14 protein-coding genes are annotated in these 14,751 nt (G+C 59.3%); 8 read left to right on the plus strand and 6 right to left on the minus strand.

Features of this window, described 5'->3' with window-relative positions:
- Window positions 1-10 precede the first annotated feature (10 nt).
- On the minus strand, window positions 11-631 hold the full coding sequence (locus tag AB8A38_RS30135; RefSeq protein ID WP_439088716.1) for a cytochrome b: 621 nt from the start codon (window positions 629-631) through the stop codon (window positions 11-13).
- Window positions 632-841: 210 nt separating this feature from the next.
- On the opposite strand from AB8A38_RS30135, the gene AB8A38_RS30140 reads away from it, so the two are divergent.
- From AB8A38_RS30140 to AB8A38_RS30165, 6 genes are all read left to right on the plus strand, one after another.
- Window positions 842-1,231: an OsmC family protein gene (locus tag AB8A38_RS30140; protein ID WP_439088717.1), complete on the plus strand. Its 390-nt coding sequence runs from the start codon at window positions 842-844 to the stop codon at window positions 1,229-1,231.
- Complete coding sequence (locus AB8A38_RS30145; protein ID WP_439088718.1) at window positions 1,228-1,929, plus strand: VIT1/CCC1 transporter family protein; 702 nt, start codon at window positions 1,228-1,230, stop codon at window positions 1,927-1,929. Before AB8A38_RS30140 ends, AB8A38_RS30145 begins: the two co-directional genes overlap by 4 nt.
- 137 nt (window positions 1,930-2,066) lie before the next feature.
- On the plus strand, window positions 2,067-2,537 hold the full coding sequence (locus tag AB8A38_RS30150) for a hypothetical protein (protein ID WP_439088719.1): 471 nt from the start codon (window positions 2,067-2,069) through the stop codon (window positions 2,535-2,537).
- 172 nt (window positions 2,538-2,709) lie between these two features.
- Entirely contained in the window at window positions 2,710-3,849 is a 1,140-nt protein-coding gene (locus AB8A38_RS30155) for an efflux RND transporter periplasmic adaptor subunit (protein WP_439088720.1), read from the plus strand.
- Window positions 3,849-6,926: an efflux RND transporter permease subunit gene (locus AB8A38_RS30160; protein ID WP_439088721.1), complete on the plus strand. Its 3,078-nt coding sequence runs from the start codon at window positions 3,849-3,851 to the stop codon at window positions 6,924-6,926. Before AB8A38_RS30155 ends, AB8A38_RS30160 begins: the two co-directional genes overlap by 1 nt.
- Window positions 6,923-7,243 carry a DUF3240 family protein gene (locus AB8A38_RS30165; protein WP_439088722.1) on the plus strand — a complete coding sequence of 107 codons (321 nt, stop codon included), beginning with the start codon at window positions 6,923-6,925 and terminating at the stop codon, window positions 7,241-7,243. The genes AB8A38_RS30160 and AB8A38_RS30165 overlap by 4 nt, the downstream gene beginning before the upstream one ends.
- 81 nt (window positions 7,244-7,324) lie before the next feature.
- Here the strand turns inward: AB8A38_RS30165 and AB8A38_RS30170 are convergent, their stop codons facing one another.
- The 3 genes from AB8A38_RS30170 to AB8A38_RS30180 form a co-directional block, all read right to left on the minus strand.
- A complete protein-coding gene (locus AB8A38_RS30170; RefSeq protein WP_439088723.1) occupies window positions 7,325-8,095 on the minus strand; it encodes an MgtC/SapB family protein in 771 nt (256 codons plus the stop codon).
- A 183-nt stretch (window positions 8,096-8,278) separates the two neighbouring features.
- Window positions 8,279-9,334, minus strand: coding sequence for an alpha/beta fold hydrolase (locus tag AB8A38_RS30175; RefSeq protein ID WP_439088724.1), 1,056 nt, complete (start codon window positions 9,332-9,334; stop codon window positions 8,279-8,281).
- A 246-nt stretch (window positions 9,335-9,580) separates the two neighbouring features.
- Complete coding sequence (locus AB8A38_RS30180) at window positions 9,581-9,901, minus strand: helix-turn-helix domain-containing protein (protein WP_439088725.1); 321 nt, start codon at window positions 9,899-9,901, stop codon at window positions 9,581-9,583.
- Window positions 9,902-10,265: 364 nt separating this feature from the next.
- Here AB8A38_RS30180 and AB8A38_RS30185 point away from each other — a divergent pair, with 364 nt between their 5' ends.
- Together AB8A38_RS30185 and AB8A38_RS30190 are read left to right on the plus strand one after the other, a co-directional pair.
- Entirely contained in the window at window positions 10,266-10,853 is a 588-nt protein-coding gene (locus AB8A38_RS30185; protein ID WP_439088726.1) for a class I SAM-dependent methyltransferase, read from the plus strand.
- A gap of 89 nt (window positions 10,854-10,942) precedes the next feature.
- Entirely contained in the window at window positions 10,943-11,680 is a 738-nt protein-coding gene (locus AB8A38_RS30190; protein WP_439088727.1) for a YoaK family protein, read from the plus strand.
- Between the two features lie 432 nt (window positions 11,681-12,112).
- Here AB8A38_RS30190 and AB8A38_RS30195 read toward each other — a convergent pair whose 3' ends face one another.
- Window positions 12,113-12,772, minus strand: coding sequence for a response regulator transcription factor (locus tag AB8A38_RS30195; protein WP_439088728.1), 660 nt, complete (start codon window positions 12,770-12,772; stop codon window positions 12,113-12,115).
- A gap of 81 nt (window positions 12,773-12,853) precedes the next feature.
- A complete protein-coding gene (locus AB8A38_RS30200) occupies window positions 12,854-14,431 on the minus strand; it encodes a sensor histidine kinase (RefSeq protein ID WP_439088729.1) in 1,578 nt (525 codons plus the stop codon).
- Window positions 14,432-14,751: the final 320 nt, after the last annotated feature.

Below are 14,751 nucleotides of genomic sequence, written 5' to 3' on the forward strand. Positions count from 1 at the left end.
CTGGTACCGTTCACTTGCCTGGCAGCATACGAAGCAGCGTACGATCACCCAGAACCCAGTGATGAAACAGCGCTGCCGCTGCATGTAAAGCCGCCACCGCCATCAGCGTATGAGCTAGCAGTTCGTGGATCTCTTTTAGCGACCGCGCGAATGGTCGATCGGCCACCCACGGCGAAGCAATTTGAAACAGGCCAAAGACCGGCAGGCTGTTACCCTTCGCGAACTGAACGCCGATGCCAACGAGCGGCACGATAATTAGCAAAGTGTACAGGCTTAGATGGGTGACTTTCGATGCGATCAGAAGCAGTCGTGCCCGTGCAGTACCGTTGATATTCACGTACCGCGTTACATCTATGCTGCGCCATGCGAGGCGCGTGACCGCCAACAGGAATACGAGCAGTCCGGCGGCCATATGAACAAACAAGCCAGCCGTTTGTGCTAACTTGCCAGGCAACGAATCGCCGAAAACGCCGAGCAACCAGGCGGCAATTACGAATATGACCGTGGCCCAATGTAACCATTGGGCGATCGCGCCGAAGCGCAAGGCTGAACTGAACATCTCGCTGTGCCTATCCTGTGTCTTGGCTTTGTACCTTGCTTCGGCAAGTCCGAAGCGTAATAGCGCGGGCATTACGTCTCAAAGTCGGGCTTTCAATCAGCCGCAGCGGTTGCAAGACGCAATATCCTTGAGGGCGGAACAGACACCTTTCTAGGTAACAGTCTCGTATATTTAAGCTCACCAGTTTGACCTAAATCAAACCTGGCCTGCGGCGAGCAGCGCAAATAGCGGATCGACCATCTCAGGGGCGAGATCGAAAGGAGCGCAAAGGTGGAGTATCGCTTGATCGCCCGACGCGTGGACGCGCATGGAAGCATCGCCACTTGCAAGGATGCAATCGTTACGCTCGATACGGATGTCAACGGCAGGCATGACGCGTTCAACCCAGCAGAGCTGCTTCTTGCAGCGATCGCTGCTTGCATGATCAAGGGGATTGAGCGAGTGACGCCGATGCTCAAATTCGATATTCGCGGCGTCGAAATTCACCTGAGCGGCGTGCGTCAGGAAAGTCCACCGAAAATGGCGTCCATCGACTATCAGATCATCGTTGATACCGATGAAGACGACCATCGTCTTGATCTGCTGCATCAGAATGTTCGGAAATACGGCACAGTATCGAACACGGTAGCGAACGCGACGCAATTACAGGGCGTCATCAGGAGAATGGCATGAGCCGCCTCCGCTCGCACGCCGAGAGCCATCTTGTTGATCGGATCGGATGGCTTCGAGCCGCCGTCCTGGGAGCGAATGACGGTATCATCTCGACCGCGAGCTTGATCGTCGGCGTCGCAGCCGCGAACGCAACGCGAAACGACGTGCTGGTTGCAGGTATTGCTGGCTTAGTGGCCGGAGCGATGTCGATGGCAGCTGGCGAATACGTTTCTGTCAGTTCACAGTCAGACACGGAGCGGGCCGATCTTGCACGAGAGCGCAAGGAGTTGAAAGATAGCCCCGCTTCTGAGCTCGACGAACTGGCCGAAATCTACGTCGGGCGAGGGGTCGACAGGCCCTTAGCACGGCAGGTGGCCGAGCAGTTAATGGCGAAAGACGCGTTGGGGACCCATGCGCGCGACGAACTGGGAATCTCGGAAATCTCTGCCGCGCACCCCGTCCAGGCTGCGTTTGCCTCGGCGGCAATGTTTTCACTGGGCGCGGCGATGCCGTTGCTAATGGTGATTGTATCGCCGAGCAATTCATTGGTCCCGATAGTCTCAGCCGCATCATTGGGCTTTCTCGCCGCTCTGGGAGCGGCTGGCGCAAAGGCGGGCGGTGCGAACATTCTGCGGGCGACCGTTCGCGTGACGTTTTGGGGTGCCTTTGCCTTGGCGCTCACCGCCGGTATTGGAAAGCTGTTCGGGACTGTCGTGTAGAACTCCGACCAACCCGGCTTTCGCGCGCGGCCGCGAATGAGAGATTGAGCTTGGTTATCCGTTGACTTGCGTCAATCAACTCTCCCGCCAGGCATGCGAGGATTCAAGCGTGATCAACTCGATGTCGAGGGGTAGCCATGAAATCGCGGAGACTCGTTTCGACGATCGCAGTTGCGTTTTTCGGTCTGTGGGGAATGCTCCAGCCAGCATTTCCGTATGGTGGGAGAGCTCAGGATCATTGGAATCCTGCTCATCTCCAGAATCTGCCACGTGGACTCCGCGCTATCGTCCAGAAATGGGAGGCAGCCTGTGGTGGATCGATTGCTGCCGCGCAGCAGTTTGCGCTCTATCTCACTGTTCCGGGCGGTGAACTCGTCGCCCTTCATTTTGATGACTTTCGTTGTGCCAACAAGTCAGTCCACTGCAGCACCACGGGATGTCTGCACGAAGTCTATATCGCAACCAATGGACAATATCGGCGGGTGCTTGCCGTGCGCGCTCGCGATATTCGACTGCTTGGCGATCAGGATACGGCCCTGGTCGAGATATCCGGCGTCAGTGGCGAGACAAGAGCGCTCCGTTGGAATGGCCGCCGATTTGTCGAGTGACAGGAATGTCGGACGCCACCGGGTGGGCGAGCGCTGGCCGGCTGATGGTCGTCCGGCACCGCGTACACGAATTCGCGTTGCTTGACATGATCGACCGCCCGAGAGCTGACAAGACTGGTTCAATCTCAGCGACGGTCAATCTTTCGCTGGATCGCACGCATATGGAATATTGATGATGAATCTCCGTCAAGCGAGGTTGCACCTGCGCACCCGGCAGAGCCTGGCTCGAACCGTGTTTGCGGTCGCGCTCATCGCCCTCCCATCCGTGTCGACGGCTGAGGAGGAGGTGAAGCTCAGTCCCGCGCAGGCACAGACCTTGGGCGTTCGCGTTGTACATCCGATCTCGAGCCGGACCGATCTGACTCTGCCCTATCCCGCCCAGATCGTTATCCCCACGCCGCAATTGTGGGTCGTGAGCGCGCCCGTGGCGGGCATGGTCACCAGCCTGTCGGTTGCGCGCGGCGATCGGGTCGTCTCCGGCCAACCGCTTGTTACGCTTGAGAGCCCCAGTTTCGTTTCGCTTCAGCGTGACTACCTTCAGGCCTTCGCGCAGGACGTGCTTGCTGCTCAGCAGCTCAAGCGGAACACCGATCTGTTTGAAGGAAAGGCGGTGTCGCAACGCGTTCTGGAAACCACTCAAGCTGAGGCCCGCCAGGCAAGCATCGCCGTTGCAGAACGACGTCAGATGCTCCGGCTCAGCGGACTCCCGGACGCGGAAATTTCGCGCCTGACAAGCGAGACAGCGATTTCGGCGACAGTCTCGGTCACAGCGCGCCAGCAGGCAACGGTGGTTGAAATCCTGGTTTCCCCGGGCCAGCGGGTCGAGCAGGCGGCTCCGCTCGTCAAGCTTGCGCGCTTGTCGGCCCTTTGGGCGGAAATCGCGATTCCGGCGTCGAGTATCCGAGCCATCCGGCCGGGCGCGCGCGTGGAAATCGACGGCTACGCGACGCCGGGCCAGGTCATACTGGTTTCGGAGACAACGGACGCGGCGACCCAAACCGTCCTGGTGCGAGCGGAAGTGCCGAACATGGGCGAACTGCGCCCCGGGCAAACTGCGGCGGTACGGATCGGCTTTCTATCCTTCGGTGAAAGCGCCTGGGAAATTCCATACAGCGCGCTTGTCCGGCGCGGCGACAAGGCATCGGTCTTTGTTGCAATCGAGGGCGGATTTCGGCTGATGCCTGTGACGCTCGTCGAGGAGGATCAGGATCACGTCGTGGTTTCGGGCGTGATCACGGACAAGGATGAGGTGGCCGTCAGCGGCATCTCTGCGCTTCGCGGGATCTTGCTGCGGCTCGGAGCCGGCGAGTGATGCTGCAGCGTCTGGTCGCGTTCGCGCTTTCGCAGCGCATGTTCGTCGCGTTGAGCGTCCTTCTGCTTATCGGCGCAGGCATCGTTGTTCTGCCGACCCTGCCGATCGACGCATTTCCTGACGTCTCACCCGTTCAGGTGAAGGTGATCATGAAAGCACCCGGTCTCACCCCGGAGGAGGTGGAACAGCGGATCACGGTACCCATCGAGCTTGAACTGCTCGGATTGCCCAACAAGAAGATCCTTCGCTCGACGACAAAATACGCGCTTGCCGACATCACCGTCGATTTTGAGGATGGCACTGACATCTACTGGGCTCGCAACCAGGTCTCGGAACGCCTGTCCAACATCGCGCGCGATCTGCCGGAAGGCGTGACCGGCGGTCTCGCACCGATCACGAGCCCTCTCGGTGAAATGTTCATGTTCACGATCGACAGCCCCGATCTTTCGCTGGCCGAGCGTCGAACGCTGCTCGACTGGACCATCCGGCCGGCACTGCGCACGGTCCCGGGAGTTGCCGACGTCAACTCGCTGGGCGGTCACGTCCGGGCGTTCGAGATCGTGCCGCTCAACGAAGCTCTCGCGGCGCGCGGCATCTCATCGGACGTGTTCCGGCGCGCGATCGAGACCAATAGCCGCAATGACGGCGCCGGCCGCGTCAACCAGGGCGAAGACAGTGCTCTCGTCCGCATCGAGGGCAGCATTCGCTCCATCGAGGACATCAAGGCCATCGTGGTCGATACAAGGGACGGCATTCCGATCCGGGTCAACGATGTCGCCCGCGTTCAGGTTGGCTCGCTGACGCGCTATGGCGCCGTCACGATCGACGGCCGAGGCGAAACGGTCGAAGGACTCGTGCTCGGCCTGCGCGGCGCCAATGCCGGCCAGCTCGTACGCGACGTCCGCCAGCGCCTGCTGGAGCTGCAGCCTTCGCTGCCGAAGAGCGTGACCATCAATGTGTTCTACGATCGAAGCCGGCTGGTCGGCCGCGCCGTCGGAACCGTTGTCCGAGCGCTCGGCGAAGCCACGGTCCTCGTCATCGTCCTGCTGCTGTTGTTTCTCGGCAACTGGCGCGCCTCGCTGATCATCGCGGTCAGCCTGCCGCTCGCGATCATGATCGCGCTGATCGTCATGCGCTTGGTCGGCATGTCGGCCAATCTGATGAGTCTGGGCGGCCTCGCGATCGCCATCGGCATGTTGATCGACGCCCTGGTAGTCGTTGTCGAGAATATCGTGGGAAACCTCAGCAAGGATCAGGATGGAAAGACGACGCCGCTCATCCATATCGTGTTCCGGTCGGTTTGCGAGGTGCTGGAACCGGTTGCCACGGGCGTCATGATCATCATCATCGTTTTCGTCCCGCTGCTTGCGCTGCAGGGTCTTGAGGGGAAGCTGTTCATCCCCGTGGCGCTTGCGATCATCTTTGCGCTGGCTGCCTCGCTGTTGCTGGCGCTCACGGTGCTTCCCGTCGCGACGTCGTTTCTTCTCAAGGCGGCCCCGCACTGGGAACCATGGCTGATCCGCCAGGCGTCGCGCGGCTATGCGCCGGCGCTTGGCTGGGCGCTGGCCAATGAACGCAAGGTGATGATCGCGGCCGTGGCGGCCCTCATTGCGGCCGGCTTTGCCTACACGCAGCTCGGCAAGACATTCATGCCGACCATGGACGAAGGCGACATTATCATCAGCGTCGAGGCAATCCCGTCCATCAATCTCGATCAGTCGATTGCGATAAATGGCAAGCTTCAGGCCGCCATTCTGGCGCGGGTACCCGACATCGCGGGGGTTATCGCGCGAACGGGATCGGATGAGCTCGGCCTCGATCCGATGGGCCTCAACCAGACCGACACGTTTCTGGTCTTGAAGCCGTTGGAGGAGCGCAAGACGACCGACAAGGCTGTCCTCCTACAGCAGCTTCGACAGGTGCTCGCCGACTTTCCGGGGCTGTCCCTCAGCTTCACGCAACCGATCGACATGCGAGTTCAGGAGATGATCAGCGGTGTGCGTGGCGACGTCGCGGTGAAGATCTTCGGTCCTGACATTACGAAGCTCAATGAGATAGCGAGCGCGCTGTCTGCGATCCTGACCGGCATCAATGGCGCCGAGGACGTCTACACGACGCTGAACGAGGGCGCGCAGTATTATACGGTCGCGGTCAATCGGCTGGAGGCGGGCCGCCTTGGTCTGGCAGTGGACGGAATTGCCGCCTCGCTGCGCACCCAGATCGAGGGCCGGACCATCGGCACGGCGCTGGAAGCGGGACGCCGTACGCCGATCCTGGTGCGCGGCAGTGAGAAGACTCGCGAGGCACCTGCCATGCTGGTCAATCTGCCCCTGACGCTTGCGTCCGGTCAGCACGTGGCGCTCTCTCAGGTGGCCCGCATTCACCGGGTTGACGGTCCGGTCAAGATCGACCGCGAAGATGGTGCCCGGATGAGCGTGGTCCGATCCAATGTTCGGGGGCGCGACATGGTGGGCTTCGTCCTGGCCGCACAGCAGAAGGTGGCGGCGGACCTGGCGCTGCCGCAGGGCTATCGGCTCACCTGGGGAGGCCAGTTCGAAAACCAGCAACGCGCCGCCGCGCGCCTGTCCGTCGTTGTCCCGGTCGCCATCGGACTGATCTTCGTTCTGCTGTTCACCACGTTCGGCTCGATCCGGCAGGCGTTGATGGTCCTGGTGAATATCCCCTTCGCACTCATCGGCGGTGTCTTCGCGCTGGTCCTGACGGGGGAATATCTGTCGGTGCCGGCCTCGGTCGGATTTATCGCGCTGCTCGGCATCGCTGTCCTGAATGGGGTTGTGCTCGTCTCTTACTTCAATCAGTTGCGCGCCCACGGTGTTGCCGAGGATCGCATTGTCGTGGAAGGCGCGCAGCGCCGGCTTCGGCCGGTGCTGATGACCGCCAGCATCACCGCGCTCGGACTGGTCCCGTTGCTGTTCGCTTCTGGCCCCGGCTCTGAAATCCAGAAGCCGCTCGCGATCGTGGTCATCGGTGGTTTGCTGTCGTCGACCCTTTTGACCCTGATCCTTCTGCCGATCCTCTATCGCCGGTTCGGCAGCGTTGCGAGGACGGCCCCATGACAGTTGAGCCTGTTTGCCTGACGCTGATCGCCGCCCGCAGGCTTCGCGATGAGTTGTTCGATTATCTGAGCGAGCAACGCGACCTGGTATCGGGCTTCACTGCATCCGATGGCGCCGGCTACGGCCCGACGGTCCGTCTGCACTCGACGGCCGAGCGGGTCAAAGGCAGCGCGGACATGGTCCTGGTGCGTATCATTTTGGAAAGATCGGATGCCACGCAATTGCTCGCCCGCCTTAAAACGGCGTTCGCCGGAACCGGCCTTGTCTACTGGATCATGCCCGTCACAGAGTTCGGCGTGATTGATGACCCACGATGAAGAAGCCGAAAAACTGAACGCGCGATCTAAATGCGTCGCTCGTATGAAGGTCACGGCGTCGGCAACCGGTACCCGACCTGCTCAGCCGGCGAGCAAGCCGTAGAGCGCGCCGGCCCATGCGGCAAGGGCAACGAGAATCAATCCGGGGATCACTCGAGCGGCAAATGATAGACCACCACTTGATGCTGCAAGGACGAGTTTGCTAATCGTGTTGGTGGAAAGGCCTGCCAGAATGGGCAGGATCGCGTCGGATGCGGCAAGCTTTCCTGATGCCACAAGAGAAGCCACCGATATCGCGGCAGAGTGGGTGTCGGCGAAACCTGCAATGGCTGCGGCAAAGACAATACCGCGCTCGCCGAACCGGTCCTGCAGTGCCGCGGATGCGACGAGTATGACCGACAGGGTAAGCGCAAAGACGAATGCCGTCCGAAGACTGAACGCGCGGCCGCCCTGCGGAGAGGCTTCTGTTTCTTCGCGCAGAGCCAGTATTGTGACAATCGTTCCGTAAGCGATGGCAGCGACGCCGGCGCAGATCAGGGGGGCGGCCAGAGACACAAGGGTCGTCATGCTTGTGGTGGCCAGAACAAGGGCCATCTGGATCACCGTCGCAATCGTGGACAAGACTGCGCCGGCAACCGCGGGGGCGATCAAGTTTTCCGCCTTTGCAGCGCGCACACCCATTGCGGCAATTGTCGCCGTACTGGAAATGAAACCCGAAGCGAGGCCAGCAGCAGGAAATCCAAATCTGGTGCCAAGGAGGCGTACGGCTATGTGGCCTGCCGCGCTAATGGCCATGATGAGAATGACGATCACCCAGATGGCATGCGGATTCAACGCGCCGTAAGGTCCCATCGGACGATTAGGCATAAGTGGAAAAACGACGAGCGTTGCGCTCTGGCTGCCCTCGCGTGGTTCGAAAGCTCATTTGCCCTTAGGCGACTGCCGGGCGCTGGCCTGCACCTTTGCGCCACGACCTTCGGGCTTCGCGACAGACGCTATGCACAATCCGTCCGTTCATAGAACTTGCGTCTGAGGTTACTTCTCCGCCTTCGGCAGGGCCTTGCAATTGGTGCCGCCGGTGACACCGCGGAAGCGAGCATTGATGAAGGCCAGCCCGTCGGCGCCGCCTTTGACCATTGAACCGTCGTGGTCGGCCTCTGCGACAGGCATGTAGTCAAGGAGGCTACCGCGGGCGCAGAGTTCTCGCGCCGCGTGGTCGGTGGCACCGGGCATCACGGTAATGTCGTCCTTGCCCTGCACGACCATCGTCGGCGCCTTAATGCGCAGCAGGCCCGGCTCGTTCTTCTGCGCCATAGCTGCGAATGCGCGTAGGTCGGGCTTAGCCACGAACTGATCCTTGGAAATTGCTGTTGACCAGTAACCAGTTGTCAGCGCGTGTGTCATGCAGCCCCGCATCAAGTCAGGCAGATGAGACAGCGCCGTTGCCGTCAGGATTTTCTTGAGGTCAATGTTAGGATTGCTCCTAGCAAATGACTTCAATGTGTAAAGCACATACGGTAATGACAGCTCGGTTTTGCCTGAGGTCATCACCAGCTTGATCCGGTCCATGATCTGCGAGCCCGGCGCGAAGGCAACGTTGCCCAGCAGGTTGAATTCGGGAACGTAGGTGGGGCCCAGCGCTGCAGCGAACAGATCGACCTGACCACCCTGCGAATGCCCGACGACCATGTAGTTCTTACCGAGTTTCGGCTCGATAGCGCGCCCAGCGCGTAACATATCGAGGGCATTGCGGCCGGTCGGAACACCCTGCAGGAACGGATGGTTGCCAGCTACGCCGAGCCCTTCATAATCGGTGGCGACAATCGCGTAACCACTGCGGACGAAGCTATCGAGCAGCGTGCGGATCACCGCGATGTATGCATGCTCCGGCCCAGTATCGTTGTCGCGCGATGGCGCGCAAGCCGGCGCCAGGCCGGTGGTGCCGTGAGTCCAGACGATCACCGGCCAGCCACCGAGGGGAGGATTGCCTTTCGGGACTGATAACGTGCCGGAAACGGCAACGATCCCGCCGGCGGCGCCGGTGGAGCGATACAGAACCAGACTGTTTGTAGCAGCGCTGGGCAACGCCATCGTCCCTTCCAGAGGTCGACTCCAGATCACCGAACCGCGCGCGCCCAGGGGCAATGGTGAAGGTGGCGTATAGAACGCGTCGCCGGTAGGGCCAACCGAAACGGACGCCGCCAGTGCCGGAGATATTACGGTCAACACCGCATATGCGACGGCAGCGGCAACACGATTTATGAAGCTCATAACAGTCCTAGGTTCGAGGGCGTCGCTGCTAAAGCGAAAGGCAATCCAGTATTACAGCACCGCCGCCTATCGCGCGCGCTCAAGGCTTCGCAGCGACGTCGGCTTTGGTTTCTTGGTGCCTTTCATCTTCGGTTTCGCAACGCTCTCCTTGAGTCGAACACCGCGACCCGTGGCCGAGCTTGGGCTACCCGGATTCAGGAGTTCGATGCCAGCTTTCTCTAAAGCGGAAATCAGCTTCATCAGGGAATCTACGTTGCCACGAATCACTCCGTCGCTCGCTTCCATCCGCTGGATCGTGGGCACCGATAACTCTGTCAATTCGGCCGTCTGGCGCTGGTCGATGTCTAGCAGCGCCCGGGCAGCTCTGAGTTGGTTGGCTGTAATCATTAGTAACGGTCCGGATACGGATGGAGTGTCGATGAAACGGCAGATACACCATCCCAAACCCTGTTTCAACCATCACTTTTGATGTTCAGAACATCATATCTTGCACCTATCGGGTTTCGGCCTGCCGCCTAAAGATTTGCCTGCAGCATCCTACGTGATAAGACATGTTTAATACATGCTTTCTAACGCATGCATATTTATGTGTGGTGATCTTGTGCGGCTGTTGGGACGTTATATGGGGCGAGGCGGAGAGATTGTAGTCTCCGAGTATTCGGCGAGCGGCACGCGTGCGTATTTCGAAGAGGGGATCCTCCAAAGCCAAGCGACACCCGACGGCGAGAGCATCTTTACATATGTCAAGCTCATGGACGAACTGTTGCGTCGGTCCGCCAACATACTGGTTCTCGGCTGTGGCGGCGGTAATCTCGCGACGAAGCTCGCCCGTCTCGGCAAAGAAATGACCATCGTCGACAACAATCCCGTCAGTTTCTTTATTGCACAGCAATTTTTCGGACTGCCGGATGGCTTGCCGTGCGTAGTATCCGACTTCCGCAATTTCGTCTTCGACGATCGGGCCTGCTACGACGGTATCGCGATCGATGTTGGGGGACCAGGGTTTCATTTCAATCGAGAGTTTGACTCCGAGACATGCGGCGCAATCCGGGCGCGCTTGGCACCTGGCGGGCGGATCGTGATGAACGTGCTGGTGGACAACGATATGGATCCGGTGCCGGATTGGATCGCAGCGCGGCTCGCCGGCGACAGCCTCCATCGGTGGATTGTCGACGAGCAGGGAATTGAAGACCGGAATGCTGTGATCGCATGCATTCCGGAGAAACATCTGATCAAGCGGGCTTCGTTGCGAGACGCTATGAGCAATAACGGCGAGAGATGGTGGCTGAGGCGAGGACGGCAACGCAGCGGTGACATCTCCTACGGTGCGCGCGCATGATCGGTCACACCCGTAGCCCCGCGAGACTTCCGCCGACATCTGGAGCAGCCCTCCAGCCAGCCAGAGCTAAGAGGTCCTAGGGAATATTCATGCTCGTACAGCAAGGCGAAGAGCGGGGAAATGACGTCGACCAACGTCTTGCGTGCACATTGGCCGCCGTTGCCGGTGCGTTGAATACCGCGGCGTTCGAAGCGGTCGGTTTCTTTTCCGCGAACATGACAGGAAATGTGTCCCTGCTTTCCGACCATCTAGCGACAGGGAATTTGCTCACGGGCAGCTTCTTTTTGGCGATCGTAGTTGCCTTCATCGCTGGCTCTGTAGTGTCGACGGTCTTGGTCAACTTCGGCAGAAGGCGCCAGATTCACGGTATCTACGCCTACAGTATCCTCGCCGAGGCCGCTTTGCTCGTGTTGCTGGGCTGCGCCGATCTCGGACTTCAGCCCTTGCACCGGGGGCCGACGCTGATTCTTGGATTGAGTTTTCTGATGGGGCTTCAGAACGCGATAGTCACGCGGATATCGGGCGCACGTGTTCGTACCACCCACGTTTCCGGAATGGCTACCGACATCGGAATCGAATTGGGAATGCTCATCGACATCCTGCTTGGGCGGGAGCCAGACGAAAGCGCTGCGCCTTACTGGACCAAGCTTCGACTGCACGGGATGAGTGTTCTCTCCTTCCTGGCTGGCGGAGTGATAGGTGTGCTTGTTTATCAGGCCGTGGGAGGCCTGCTACTGCTAGGCACCGCAATTCTGTTGTTCATGATCGCGATCTCCGGGATCCGGAGGGCCCGGGTACTTCGAACGCAGGATGCAGCAGCCGAATGAGGTTGCGCTTCATCTTCGGAACGCCGTTGGATGTCTTTAAACTGAGCGTGCAGAATGGGGAGCTTTTCCATCTCGCTCGCGAGCGTCTGCTTGGCGAACGCAGTAAGTTTCGGTTGGCGAACCGGTTTCGGTCGCGCCGCGCTGCACTCTGTGATGTTAGCCGAGACGTGCTGGGTAGGCGCAGCGTAGTTGCATCGCGCAAAGTGAGAATTGTCGCATCGGTCAAGGTTGCCGCCTGAGCGTCTACTGCTGGCGTAGATGCGGATGGCGCCCTGGACACGACGATTGAGGCGCCACGTGACTACTACAAACATCGCACGGCGCGGCCGCGTCGAGGTGATATCAAAGGCACTCCCATCCATCAGGAATGGTGTGTAAGTCATTATCTCGTTCGCGCCTTGGCCGGTGAGTACCGCGCGGTTCGGCCCGTGTTCAGGCGTGTTGGCCAGATTGGCGCATCTTTTGATATGCCATGACCGCAGAAACGCGGTTGGTGGCGCCGCACTTATTCATGATACTGCTCATGTAGTGCTTAACCGTCTTCTCGCTGATTCTAAGTTTTTCAGCGACCATTCGATTGGTGGAGCCGTTTTCGACCTCCGCGATGATCTGGAGTTCGCGGTGACTAAGGCCCACATTAATCGCTACCACATCCTTCCGTTGAACAGCGGAGAGCAGGCGCGCGGCAAACTCCGGTGAGACGAACGAGGACTCGTTCTTGAAGACGGCCCAGATTGCGGCTTTCAGCTCGCTCGCGCTTACCCCCTTCAATATGTAACCGTGTGCACCAGCATTCAAGGCGGCGATGCCTGTCTGCGGGTCGTCGCAAGCGGTTAGTATCACGCAATGCGTGCTGGGGAATTCGAGGCACAACTGCCTAAGCGTGTCGAGGCTATCGCCGGGAATTCCGAGATCGAGGATCATCACGTGAGGCCGATGCGCCTTCACGATGTCGAGCACGTCTGCCGACGATGCGCCTTCGGCCACAATCTTGAAGCGGGCCTCCGCTCGAAAAACGGCAACCAGTCCTTGACGGTAAATCGGATGGTCGTCGACGATGGCAATCGTGGCTTGCTCACTCAACATTTCCATAGCGTACACCATACTAAGAAAACAAATGGGAAAAGCGGCACTCCAGAATGATCGGAGAGTAGACATCAAAAAGAAACAGTTTCAATACTTTTGAATAGATGGATCGATGCTCGCGGCGTCCCGCACTGCAACCGTGGAACCGTAAGGGGAGAGCACACACAGAATCTCGGTACCCTTTTCCGGGCTGGTGATGACTGAGAATTCACCTCCGAGAGCTCTTACTCGCGAGACCATCCCCGGCATTCCTAGACCTGATTGCGAGGTCGCGGGAGCGGCATTGGAAAAGCCGCATCCACCATCTCGCACCGAGAGACGGAGCATCTCGTTTGCATACGCAAGCCTCACAGCCTGTCGATTGCTTCCTGAGTGCTTGTATGAATTGTTTAGCGACTCTTGAACGACTCTGACGACGCAGCGAACTATATCGCGCGGCAGCGTCTCAGGTACGTTTACCGCCTCGAAATCCACGATGCATCCTGTGCGGCTTTCATGCCCCTGTATGATCTTGCGTAGCGCTTGTGATGGATCTCCGACCTCCCCGATTTCTGGAAGAAGAAGGTCCGCGGCGATAGCGCGAAGCTCTTTGAGCGCGTCCTGCAGCGCGCTCCTGAGTTCTGCCAGTAGCGCCCGCGAACTTGCCGGTCGGTCGTTCATGTCGCCTTCAAGAGCCTCCAGGCGCAGTAGAACGAAAGACATCAGTTGTGCGGGCCCATCGTGGAGCTCTGCTCCAAGCCGAGTATGCACGAGATCGTCGATACGGGCGGCTGTGCGAAGGGCATTTTCGGTTTCCAATTTGAGAGTGTCGTTATGGCGATGCAGCAGCATTTTGTCCCGGAAGCGTTGCTTGATGGCCGATCGCTGCATTTTGATGGTCACGCTTCCTTGGTGTACGACTACGAATAGCGTCAACAGAGTGCCGAGCCCGACAAATCCCACTACTAACCACGCACTGCGCTCGGCGCTTGCCTGGTCGCGGAGAAGCGAGCGGGCGTCTTCGTAGATTTCGGCGACCGCAATGATCTTCTCTGTCTCGTTCTTGTAGAGCGGGATGAATATCTCGTAGAGAGGCATCGATAGAGCGCGCTCGAACTCACTGTCATCGTCCGTCAGATCGGCCATTCCTGCGTGAATCTCCCCGCGCAGCGAAGGAGCGATGTCAGTTGTCGGGAAACGACGTCCGATCAGTCCTTTTTGGGTGCTATAAACGATGGTGCCGTCCGGACGCCATATCTTGATGGAAGCGACATGGCGCCTCGATTTCAGCAGTTCGCCAACGGCGTCGAGGCTGCGAGCGTCTTCTGCGCTGGGGACCCCTCCGTCATCCATCGACTGGACGTATGGCTCCAAGAAATTTGACACGTATAGCGCGGCGGCTCCGCTAGTTCCGCGCAAAACGCCATCGGCGATGCGGGTGCCGACCCATCCGCCGACCGCGAGAACCGAAAGGGACAGAACCAGCGTGGACAACATCGCGAATTGTTCGAAGAGAGATCTCCGAATCCACCAACTGCGCAGTTGCCGTCGGGCTGTTCTGATGTTTCTTGTCGGGCTGGACGAAGCGCGCTCGGTCATCAACTCCTCTTCGCCGGTGATCGAAGAAGACACGTCGTCGCGTGGAATGCGTCCAGCCACGTTGGCCGCAGTTGCGACGTTCCCCACTGGTGACTCCATGCGATGGTTCGCGAAAATCTGTCATCGGTGAATAAATGCTTAAATCGGCGGCATCATATGCTCCGATCCGATCCGCTTTCAATGTTTTAGCTGAACATGGTGAAGACCGGGCGCGGTTCCTTGGAAGTCTATCGTAAAGGCTGCCGCTTGGGCTCAACACGTTCAAGCCCCCGGGCCATAAATCCGAGGCGCGCCCGTGCGCCGAAAGGTCGATCTGACATCAGACCAAAGTCCGAAGCGGGGGACGTTTAGTCTGATGCGTAGGGCCCGACTATCGGCGAAATTTTTCGCTCGACCTTCTGCCCTAC

Source organism: Tardiphaga sp. 839_C3_N1_4, from assembly GCF_051811045.1.
Lineage (GTDB): Bacteria > Pseudomonadota > Alphaproteobacteria > Rhizobiales > Xanthobacteraceae > Tardiphaga.

What these genes read in the sequence shown, in the direction of transcription:
- AB8A38_RS30135 (WP_439088716.1), bottom strand. Translation starts at nt 631, where the DNA reads ATGCCCGCGCTATTACGCTTCGGACTTGCCGAAGCAAGGTACAAAGCC.
- AB8A38_RS30145 (WP_439088718.1), top strand. Translation starts at nt 1,228, where the DNA reads ATGAGCCGCCTCCGCTCGCACGCCGAGAGCCATCTTGTTGATCGGATC.
- AB8A38_RS30150 (WP_439088719.1), top strand. Translation starts at nt 2,067, where the DNA reads ATGAAATCGCGGAGACTCGTTTCGACGATCGCAGTTGCGTTTTTCGGT.
- AB8A38_RS30155 (WP_439088720.1), top strand. Translation starts at nt 2,710, where the DNA reads ATGATGAATCTCCGTCAAGCGAGGTTGCACCTGCGCACCCGGCAGAGC.
- AB8A38_RS30160 (WP_439088721.1), top strand. Translation starts at nt 3,849, where the DNA reads ATGCTGCAGCGTCTGGTCGCGTTCGCGCTTTCGCAGCGCATGTTCGTC.
- AB8A38_RS30165 (WP_439088722.1), top strand. Translation starts at nt 6,923, where the DNA reads ATGACAGTTGAGCCTGTTTGCCTGACGCTGATCGCCGCCCGCAGGCTT.
- AB8A38_RS30170 (WP_439088723.1), bottom strand. Translation starts at nt 8,095, where the DNA reads ATGGGACCTTACGGCGCGTTGAATCCGCATGCCATCTGGGTGATCGTC.
- AB8A38_RS30175 (WP_439088724.1), bottom strand. Translation starts at nt 9,334, where the DNA reads ATGGCGTTGCCCAGCGCTGCTACAAACAGTCTGGTTCTGTATCGCTCC.
- AB8A38_RS30180 (WP_439088725.1), bottom strand. Translation starts at nt 9,901, where the DNA reads ATGATTACAGCCAACCAACTCAGAGCTGCCCGGGCGCTGCTAGACATC.
- AB8A38_RS30185 (WP_439088726.1), top strand. Translation starts at nt 10,266, where the DNA reads ATGGACGAACTGTTGCGTCGGTCCGCCAACATACTGGTTCTCGGCTGT.
- AB8A38_RS30190 (WP_439088727.1), top strand. Translation starts at nt 10,943, where the DNA reads ATGCTCGTACAGCAAGGCGAAGAGCGGGGAAATGACGTCGACCAACGT.
- AB8A38_RS30195 (WP_439088728.1), bottom strand. Translation starts at nt 12,772, where the DNA reads ATGGAAATGTTGAGTGAGCAAGCCACGATTGCCATCGTCGACGACCAT.